6 protein-coding genes are annotated in these 9,937 nt (G+C 71.5%); 2 read left to right on the top strand and 4 right to left on the bottom strand.

What is annotated here, in order from left to right:
• Both D7V93_RS28665 and D7V93_RS28670 read left to right on the top strand, forming a co-directional pair.
• The coding region (locus D7V93_RS28665) for an AAA family ATPase (protein WP_120646417.1) at positions 1-1,098 on the top strand (1,098 nt) is incomplete at its 5' end.
• 144 nt (positions 1,099-1,242) lie between these two features.
• Positions 1,243-1,638: a DUF5335 family protein gene (locus tag D7V93_RS28670; RefSeq protein ID WP_120646418.1), complete on the top strand. Its 396-nt coding sequence runs from the start codon at positions 1,243-1,245 to the stop codon at positions 1,636-1,638.
• 128 nt (positions 1,639-1,766) lie between these two features.
• On the opposite strand, the gene D7V93_RS28675 is transcribed toward D7V93_RS28670, so the two are convergent.
• The 4 genes from D7V93_RS28675 to D7V93_RS28690 form a co-directional block, all read right to left on the bottom strand.
• Positions 1,767-2,585: a M57 family metalloprotease gene (locus tag D7V93_RS28675; RefSeq protein ID WP_208723177.1), complete on the bottom strand. Its 819-nt coding sequence runs from the start codon at positions 2,583-2,585 to the stop codon at positions 1,767-1,769.
• Between the two features lie 312 nt (positions 2,586-2,897).
• On the bottom strand, positions 2,898-4,292 hold the full coding sequence (locus D7V93_RS28680) for an MBL fold metallo-hydrolase (RefSeq protein WP_120646420.1): 1,395 nt from the start codon (positions 4,290-4,292) through the stop codon (positions 2,898-2,900).
• 168 nt (positions 4,293-4,460) lie between these two features.
• The gene (locus D7V93_RS28685; protein ID WP_147451384.1) at positions 4,461-4,838 is read right to left on the bottom strand and encodes a cupredoxin domain-containing protein; all 378 of its coding nucleotides are present in this window, start codon (positions 4,836-4,838) and stop codon (positions 4,461-4,463) included.
• 140 nt (positions 4,839-4,978) lie between these two features.
• A complete protein-coding gene (locus D7V93_RS28690) occupies positions 4,979-9,922 on the bottom strand; it encodes a DNA topoisomerase 3 (protein ID WP_244237569.1) in 4,944 nt (1,647 codons plus the stop codon).
• Positions 9,923-9,937 lie beyond the last annotated feature (15 nt).

Genomic DNA, 9,937 nt, shown 5'->3' on the forward strand with positions numbered 1-9,937 from the left:
GTCCAGGAGCGCGTGGCCGCGCTGGAGATGCTCTCTCCCCAGGGCATCGACGCGCGCCTGAGCGACCTGGGCTACCGCGGCCAGCCCGAGGCCCGCCGCGCCGCGGCCGTGCTCGCCTACCGCCACCTGCGCCGCATCCGCCGCGTGTACCTGGAGGGCATCCAGCCCGAGCCCGGCACCCGTGAGAACGCCCTCTTCCTGGGCCCCACCGGCTCCGGCAAGACGTTCCTCGTGGAGCTGATGTTCCGCGAAATCCTCGGCGTGCCCACCGTGCTCGCGGACGCCACCCAGTTCTCCGAGACGGGCTACGTGGGCGACGACGTCAGCACCCTCTTGTCCCGCCTCTACGAGGCCGCGGACCGCGACGCGGAGTGGGCCGCGTGCGGCGTCATCTGCATGGACGAGTTCGACAAGCTCGCCACCAGTCGCTCCGACAGCCGCTTCTCCGGCCAGCAGACCACCAAGGACGTCAGCGGCTTCGGCGTCCAGCGCAGCCTGCTGCACCTCTTGTCCGCGGCCAGCACCACCTTCCCCCCGGACTTCGGCTTCACCAGCCGCATCCGCGCGGAGACGCTGGACATGAACTGCATCACCTTCATCGCCTGCGGCGCCTTCAGCGGCTTCCGGGGCACCGCCGAACACATGACGCACGTGGAGCGCGTGGGCTTCGGCCGCGAGCCCGGCAAGGGCGGCCAGCGCGACGCGGAGTCCATCGCCGTGCGCATCACCGAGGAGCACCTGGAGAACACCACCGCGTTCTCCCGCTACGGCTTCATCCCGGAGCTCATCGGCCGCTTCAACCGGCTGGTCTCCTTCGCCCCCCTGGACGCGGCGACGCTGGGCGACATCCTCCAGCACAACGTGCTGCGCACCTGGGAGCGCGAGTTCGAACACGAGGGACTCCAGCTCAGCGTGGACGACGCCGTGCGCGACTGGATTGTCGCCCGCGCCATCAAGCGAGAGACGGGCGCCCGGGGTCTGCGCACCGCGCTGGCCCCCATCCTGGAGGCGGCCGCCTACGAACACTTCGGCCATGGCCGCGCCGCCACGGTGCGCCTGGTGCTGAAGGACGACACCGTGCACGCCGTGCGCGACTGACGCCTCATCCTTTCGTCGGGGTCGGCCGACGTGGCGGGGCCCGGGCCGCGAGGTCCCCGACGCGACGAGGAGACGGGCCCGGACTCCATCCGCGCGCCACACGCCTTACGGTTGAGGCACACGACGGCGCGCGGAGGCGGCTTCATGGCACACACCAACCAGGAAATACCCAGGGACCAGTGGGCGAGCTACCTCGCCGGCATCACCGAGCGGATCCGCCACCAGCGGGTGCGCGTGGAGTCCATCACCCTGGAGTCGCTCAGCCTGGACACCGGTGACCAGGAGATCGCCCGGAGCCTGCCGCTGGTGGAGATCTCCCTGGAGCGCAAGGGCAGCGACCTGGGCGCGGTGCAGATCATCGCGGGCCACGGCGATGATGAAATCACCCACCGCGTCCTCGAACCGGAGCGCATCACCGCGGAGCTGGACGCGGACAGCAGCGCGCTGGAGTGCCTGGAGATCGCCGAGAAGGGGGGCGGCAAGCTGCTCGTCTTCTTCGAGCGCGCCCAGGACGCCGACGTGCCGACCCTCCGCATCTGAAGCCCGGCGCCAGAAACGACGACAGGGCCGACAGGAGCGAAGACGCTCCCACCGGCCCCGTCGCACCCGGCCTTCCTTGCGCGACATGCCGCCGCGAAGGAGAACCGGACGTCAGCAGCTCAACGCGCTCACGGGTACAGCGAGCGGGCGCCCTGCTTGTCCAGCGAGGTCAGCACGAGGTCGCCCGTCTGGGTGCCGTTGCACTGGGGGTAGTGCATGACGGACGCGCGGTCGTAGGTGCTGGTCAGCGCGCGCCACTGGTTGTCCTCGTAGCAGCCGGACGCGGTGGAGCGGGTGTGCTCGTGACGGAAGCCCAGCGTGTGGCCCAGCTCGTGGCGCAGCACGCCCGTCAGGGACCACGCGCCCGTGCTCGTGAACGCGCTGCTGTCCACGAGGACGTTGCGGCCCGAGCGGGCCGAGTTCGGGAAGAACGCGCGCGCCACGTAGGACTGGCCGCTCACCGGGCGCACGTCGAACAGCACGCCCGTCTGGCTCGCGGTGCAGGACGCGTCGTACTGGGACAGGTACGTGAAGTTCACGCTCGCGGTGGCCTCCCAGGCCGCCGTCGCGTTCGCCATGGCGGTGACCATCTTCGCCTTGTTGGTCGTGCCGAAGTTGTTGCTGATGCAGTAGGTCAGGTTCAGCTTCTGCGTGCTGCTCCACTTGATGTCGCCGCCGATGTAGTACACGGCGAGGCCATCCTGGGACTTGCCCAGCTCGGCCTGGACGACGTTCTTGAAGTAGGCCGCCAGCTCCTCCTCGGACTCCAGCGCCTCGTCACCGTTGACGATGATCTTCCCGCCCTCCCACGGCTCGCGGTAGGCGTTCGCCTGGAACTCCTCCCACGTCGGCTTCACCTCGGACTCCTGCTGGGTCTCAGGACCTCCACAGGCAGCACCGAGCATCGACACACCGGCCAGCATCGCAACAGAGCGGAACTTGAGCATTGGGAGACTCTTCCTCTGTCCTACGGGGGATTGCGCCCCTTCCGCCTGGCCTTCCCACCAGCCGCGAAGTGCGCGCCGGCCCATTGAGCAACTGTCGGGCCAAGCCTCCCCCAGGGGAGAAAATCAGGAAATGCGGGATAGCTGGAGCAGCAGCGCTCCAAGCTCCCGCGTCCCCGTTGTCACCCTTCGTGACATCCCTGTCTTCAACACCCCTGAAAGACAGGGGTTTTCCATGAGCCCCAGGTCCGTCCGAGAAGAGGACAGCACCGTGTCCTGATTTCGGCCAGCCCCAGACGGTCTTTTCTCAGAATCCTAGAGGATGGCACGACGCACCTTCCAGTAGGTCTCCTTGGCCATGCGGAAGGCGTTGGAGTCGGCGGGCAGCAGGGTGCGCAGCAGCTCCGCGGACTGGGTCTGGAGGGGGCGCACGCAGTGGGCGTCCACCTGGTGACGCAGGTACCCCAGCATGTCGCGACCCTTGTACTCGTTGAAGTAGTCGCGCAGCTGCGCGGCGGTGCGGGCCTTGCCGTTGTCCGCGTACTTGGCCACGTAGGGGCTGAAGTCCGGATAGAGGCTGCCCTTGCCGAAGCCGCCATGGACGGTGGTCTTCATGAAGTTGCCGATGAGCAGGTCGTCGAACACCTGGTACTTCACGGCGGTCATCAGCGAGTTGCGGGGCGCCTCGAAGGTGATGCCCTTCTCGAAGCGGCGCTTGTTGAACTCGATGACGTGCTCCCTGCCGCCCACGCGGAAGCGCAGGAAGTCCATCACCGTGCCCAGGTGTTCGACGGCGCGGAAGTACTGCTCCAGCTGCTTCACCTCGTCCGCGTCCAGGCACTCGCTCCAGTCGTCACCGAACTGCTTCGGATCCACCGGGGTGAGGGCGCGCTCCCTGGGGTTGATGGACACCGAGGAGTCGTTGGTGAAGTCGTGGCGCAGGAAGGCCGGGAGCATCTGGCAGGTGGTGGAGTGGAAGCCCCGGGCGTAGTCGGGCAGCGTGGTGGTGTACTCGGAGGCCCAGACGCTGTCGGCGCGCTGGTACTTGTGCATGGAGCTGAAGGGGACGAAGTAGCGCACCCCGTACAGCTCCGCCTGCCGCGCGATGGTCTGCCCCACGGGCGTCTTCGCCGCCGCGTACGGGAGGATGCGGTCCCCGTCCTCGGTGAAGAAGTTCATCATGTCCGCGTCGCCGTAGCCGGACAGGGCCAGGAGGAAGGTCTCGTCGTACTCCTTGATGACCCGGCGCACGAAGCGGCCCTGGCCGCGGTCGCCCGAGTCGTTGAGGTTGACGATGAGCCGCCCGCCCACCTCCACGAGCAGCACCGCGTCCTGGTTCACGTCCGGAATGCACAGCACGCGGATGCGGGGAGACAGCCGCGTCCACTCGCGATCCGCCAGCACCTGGACGCGGAAGCCCGCCTCGCGCAGGTCGTCCCGCATGCGGTGGCCCACGTGGTCGGGCACGAGCAGCGTGCGCTCGCGCAGCTTCTCCAGCGACTCGAGGCTGAGGTGGTCGGGGTGGCCGTGGGAGAGCCACACGTAGGCGCAGTCGCGGATGGACTGGCGCTGCTCGTCCGGAATCTCGTGCGACAGCGTCCAGCTGCCGAAGTACGCCGTGCCGTCCGTCCAGGGATCGGTGACCAGCACCGGCCCGTGGTCGTGACAGATGAGTGTGGCGTTCCCAATCGTCTCGAAGCCCAGCTCCATCGTTGCGCCCCCCCTTGAACCCCCACGTCGCCCATGCGCGTGTTGGGTGAGAAGGTGGCACCCGCCCCTCCGCCTACAAACCTGGGAAACAACCTTCATGCCCGGCCGGTCGGTGTCCGCTCCTGCGGCCCAGGAAGGGGCGTTCCCTTGTCGGGCGGTTCGTAAGCCCTACCGGACGACGAGCTTGCCCACGCCGTGCCGGTAATCGCGGTGCACGGTGCAGTAGAAGGTCACGATGGTGCCAGGGGCCGCGTCTTCGGGCACGGTGAACTCGCGCTCGTCCATGACGAACTCCCCCGTGTCGAAGCCGACATTCCCCACCGGGCCGGGCGACAGGTCCGCGGAGGACGGAGAGGACGTCGCCGAGTGCGCCGCCGTGTCCAGGTTGCGCACGCGCACCGTCTGGCCCGGCTCCACCTGGAGGTTGTTGGGCATGTAGTCGAAGTCCGAGATGGAGAGGAGGGTGTCCCCTTCCGTCGGGCCGCATGCCGCCACCGCGAGGAGCGCCCCCAGCCCCCAGCCCTTGATCATCCGCGTCATCCGCATGCCGCCCCTCCCGTGAGGCCATCCGGGAACGGGTACACACGCCGTGCGGCCCCTGGGAGCCCGGGGGCCCCGGGAGGCTCCCGCCTGTCCGCCGCGCGACACGGGAGCGCGGGCGGCACGGGGGTCCGAAGGAGGAGGCGCTAGCGACGGCGGGACACGAGCGAGAGGATCTGCGCGCCGTAGCGCTCGGTGAGGGCGGGGCCCACGCCGTGGATGGACATCAGCTCCGCGCCGCTGGAGGGACGGGCGCTCGCGATGGCGTCCAGCACGCGGTCGGTGAGGATGCGGAAGGCGGGCACCTTGCGCTTGCGCGCCTCGGTGAGCCGCCAGGCCTTGAGGGACTCCACCAGCGCAGGAGCGGGCTCCGGCGCCGCGTACCCGGCATCAGGTGACTGGCGCGAGGCGTTCCGCGAGGCATTCCATGATGCGCGCGGGCCCGCGGAGGGCTCCTCGGTGGGGCGTGCCTTCCAGCCAGACCGACCCGGGGCGGGCGCGTCCGTCGCGAAGTCCTGTGGGGCGAAGTCCGGATCATCCCGGTCCACGCGCGGGGACTGCCACGGTTCGGCGCGGCCACCAGCGGCCCGCCGCGTCCCCGTGCCCGTGCTGGCGCGCTTGCCTCGGGCGCGGGGAGCGGCGTCCGCGCCGGGGCTCGCGCGCTTGCGCGTGGGACGCTTCGCGGTGCCGGCGGCGGCACGGCTGCGGCGCTTCTTGGGCGACTCCTCGCGCGCCTGCGGGAGCACCACCTGGCCGGGCGCGATGACGCGGGCGCGGCGGCCGGTGTCCGTGAGTGACAGCCGCTGGAACGGGATGACCTGCCCGTCCTTGTCGAACGAGTCCGAGTCCAGGCGCACCAGCCCGGAGCGCACCAGCCCGCCCACGAGCCGCTCGAAGTCGCGCCGGTGGAGCGCGTCACCGAACAGCTCCCGGTGGAGCCGTCCGGTGGCCTGACCATCGCGCGCGTGCAGGGCCTCCAGGATGCGGCCCAGGGCGTGCGCCTCCATCGCCGAGGGCTCCTCGAAGCGCACCACCGCGCACGTCTCCGGCGCGCACACGTCGCACAGGCCGCACGCGGCGCCGGAGTCCTGCACGTCGCCGAAGTGCGCGACGAGGTGCCGCATGCGGCAGCCGTGCGCCTCCGCGTAGCGCCCCATCTGCTCCAGGTGCAGCTGCTTGCGCTCGCGCTGCGCGATGTACTGCACCGCCCAGCCCGCGCGGCCGCGCCGCACGTCCTCGTCCGGCGTCATCTCCACGCCGCCGTGGATCCACAGTTGTTCGAGCGCCTTGTCGAACACCTCCGGGTCCCCGCGCACGCGGGCCTGGAGGGAGGCCTTGGGCTCCAGCTCGTTGGACGTGGCCTGGTAGAGCCGCTCCAGCACGGCGGGGTCCGGGTAGTCGCGGCGGTGGAAGAACTCGTGCGTGCGCCGGTCCACGAACGCATGCAGGAGCACCGCGCGCGAGTCCTTCCCGTCGCGGCCCGCGCGCCCCAGCTCCTGGTAGTAGCCCTCCAGGCTGGCCGGCAGCGCCGCGTGGATGACGGTGCGCACGTCCGCCTTGTCGATGCCCATGCCGAACGCCGTCGTGGCGACGATGACCTCCAGGTGGCCCTTGAGGAAGGCGGCCTGGATGCGGTCGCGCTCCGCGGGCTGGAGGCCCGCGTGGTACGGCGCGGTGTGGAAGTCGTGCGCGAGCAGCTCCGCGTACTGCTCCGCGTGCTTGCGCGTGGACGCATAGACGATGGCGGGCCGGTGCTCCGGGTTGCGCAGGAGCGTCAGGATGGCGTCGCCGCGCGCGCCCGGGTTCAGCTCCCGCACCTCGATGGCGATGTTCGTGCGGCGGAAGCCGTGGATGAAGGTGTGCGCGGCGCCGCCCGTGGAGCCGCGCAGCCCCAGCTGCTGGACGATGTCGCGCTGCACGTCCGGCGTCGCGGTGGCGGTGAGCGCCACCACCGGGGCCGGGCGCAACAGCGGCAGGCGCGAGCCCAGGAGCCGGTAGTCCGGACGGAAGTCATGGCCCCACTGCGAGATGCAGTGCGCCTCGTCGATGGCGATGAGCGCGGGCGTGCGGCGGGCCAGGAACTCGCCGAAGCCGGGGACGCCCAGCCGCTCGGGCGCGATGAAGAGGAAGTCCAGCTTGCCTTCCAGGTACTCGGCGCACACCTGCCGGGACGCGGCCCGGTCGCGTCCGGAGTGGATGCGGTCCGCCGCGAACCCCAGCGACTGGAGCCGCAGCACCTGGTCCTCCATGAGCGCGATGAGCGGGCTGACGACGAGCGTCGTGCCCGCGCGCGCGAGGCCCGGGAGCTGGTAGCACAGCGACTTGCCCGCGCCCGTGGGCATCACCAGCAGCAGGTCCTCGCCGGACGTGGCCGCGCGGCACACCTCTTCCTGGTACGGCCGGAAGTCGGAGAAGCCGAACGCCGCCTTCAAGAGGCCCCGCAGCTGGTCCGGCGGCGTGGGCGCGCGTGACACCCGCTCCGGCCGCCCGCTCCCCATGTTCACGCCTTGAGGCTGCTTCCTGGCCCGGCCGAAGCCCTCGGACGAGGCCTGCACGAACGCGGACCGCACCTCCGCGGAGGGCAGCGTGGGAGGCTGCTCCCGGACCGGCGGAGGCGTGGGCCGCGAGGCAGCCACGGCGCTCCCGGAGGCGCCGCGCGCCATCCCCGAGCCGAGCGCCGCCACGTCCCGCGCGGCCCCGAGGCGCGCGGCGCCGGAGTTCATGGCACCGGAGCTCGTGGCACCAGAGCTCGCTCCGGTGGCACCGTGCGCGGAAGCCTCCGCGGAGACCGGGACCCCTTCCCGCGCCCGGAAGAGTCCTTCGGCGGCGCCCTGCGCGGGATGTTGTCGCGCGGCCTCGAAGCGGCCACTCACGGGGGCCTGTCCGCCCGCGTGGGAGGCAGGGCCCGCGAAGCGTCCGGAGTCCGCGGGGCGGGCGACGGTGTGCGCGGCGCTGGTCCGGCTCCCGGACACGGCATCCGCGGCCTCCACGGCCGGCAGGAGCCGCGCGCCTCCGGAGGCAGCGCCCGCGTGCACCGGCGTGGGCGGGAGCGCCGTGGGCGCCTGCCCCACGACCTCCCGCACGTAGGCCTCGATGCCGCTCAGGAACGAGCCCAGCTCACCCTGGCCGCGCTCGATGCGCTGGAGCCACGCCTCCCACTGGCCCGTCATCACGGGGGACTTCACGTCCGGGTGCACCACCTGGATGAGGTGGATGCCCTTGTCCGTGGCCTCCAGCCGCTTGCCCTGGCGCACGAGGTACTCGCGCTCCAGCAGCACCTCGATGATGGAGGCGCGCGTGGCGGGCGTGCCCAGCCCCGTGTCGCGCATGGCGTCCGCCAGCTCCTTCTCGTCGAGCGTGCGCCCGGCTGACTCCATCGCCGTCAGGAGCGTCGCTTCGGTGAAGCGCGGCGGCGGGCGCGTGCGCTTCTTCACCCCCTCCACGTCCTCCACCGTCTGCGCCTGTCCGCGCAAGAGCCCCGGCGGCAGGTCCTGCGGCTCGTCGTCCGGCTCCTCGTCCTTGTCCTTGTCCTTGTCGCCGCCCTTGCGGCCCTCCGCCCGGGGACGCGGCGCCTTCTGCCCGCCTCCCAGGTCCAGCACCTTCCACCCCACGCGCTCCACCTGCGTGCCCGCGCTGTGGAAGCGGTCCACCACGGGCCCGGCGTCCGACTTGGACGTCACCGCGGTGATGACCGTGGTCACCTTCCAGACGTGGTCCTCGTGCCACGCCTGGAGCACCCGCCGGCACACGAGGTCGTAGAGGCGCTGCTCGTCGGGCGACAGCCGCAGCCCGTCCGGCGACGTGGGCGTGGGGATGATGGCGTGGTGGTCCGTCACCTTCGCGTCGTCCACGTAGCGCTTGCCCAGGGGGCGCACGCCCGTGCCCGGCGCCAGGTCCTCCGCGTACGGCGCCTGGATGGCGCGCACCACCTCCGGCAGCGTGTCCGCCACCGACTCCGACAGGTGCCGGCTGGCGGTGCGCGGGTAGCTCAGGAGCTTGTGCTTCTCATAGAGCGCCTGCGCGACCTCCAGCGTGTGCTGCGCGCTGAAGCCGAACAGGCGGTTGGCGTGACGCTGCAGCTCCGTCAAGTCGTAGAGCAGCGGCGGCGGCATCCGCTTCGTCTCCGCGTCCAGCGACTCCACCGCCGCGAGCCCGCCGCGCACGCGGTCGATGATGCGCCCCGCCTCCACGCCGTCCGCGTCCAGGCGCCGCGCCTCGCGCACGCTGTCGAAGCCGGGGGGAATCACCGGCTTGCCGTCCGGCCCCGAGCGGAACCACGTGCCCTGGTAGCGCGTCCCCGCGGGCGCGCCCTTGCCGCGCGGCGCGAAGGTGGCCACGACCTCCAGGTAGTCCCGGGGCACGAAGTCGCGGATGGCGAGCTCGCGCTCCACCACCATGGCCAGCGTGGGCGTCTGCACGCGCCCCACGGACAGCATGCTCCCGTAGGTCCCGCTCGCGAGCGTGTAGAGGCGCGACAGGTTCATGCCCACGAGCCAGTCCGCGCGGCTGCGCCCCATGGCGGCGTCCGCCAGCGGCGCGTAGGCCCGGCCATCCTTGAGCTGCTGGAAGCCGTCGCGGATGGCGCGCTCGGTGAGCGACGACACCCACAGCCGCCGCACCGGCTTGCGGCACCCGGCGGCGTCGTAGATGTAGCGGAAGATGAGCTCGCCCTCGCGCCCCGCGTCGGTGGCGCACACCACCGACGCCACCTCCGGCGCGTTCATCACCCGGCGGACCACCTCGAACTGGTCCTTCGTCTGCGGCGACACCACCAGCGGCCAGTCCTCCGGCAGCATGGGCAGGTGCGAGCGGTGCCAGCGCTTCCACTCGGGCCTGATTTCATGCGGCTGCGCCAGGCCCACCAGGTGGCCCAGCGCCCACGTCACCACGTAGCCGTTGCCGCGCAGGCAGCCTTCGCCCCGCTCGGTGGCGCCCAGCACCCGGGCGATGTCGCGCGCCACGGCGGGCTTCTCCGCCACCACCGCGATGACGGAGCCCCGCCCACCGCGAGCCGCCATGCCTTCCGCGCCCCCGTCCCGCGACACCGTCCTGTCCCATCCGGGCGACTCGCCCATCGAATCCCACCTCATGGCCTGTCCCCTCCC

Source organism: Corallococcus llansteffanensis (genome assembly GCF_003612055.1).
GTDB classification, from domain to species: Bacteria; Myxococcota; Myxococcia; order Myxococcales; family Myxococcaceae; genus Corallococcus; species Corallococcus llansteffanensis.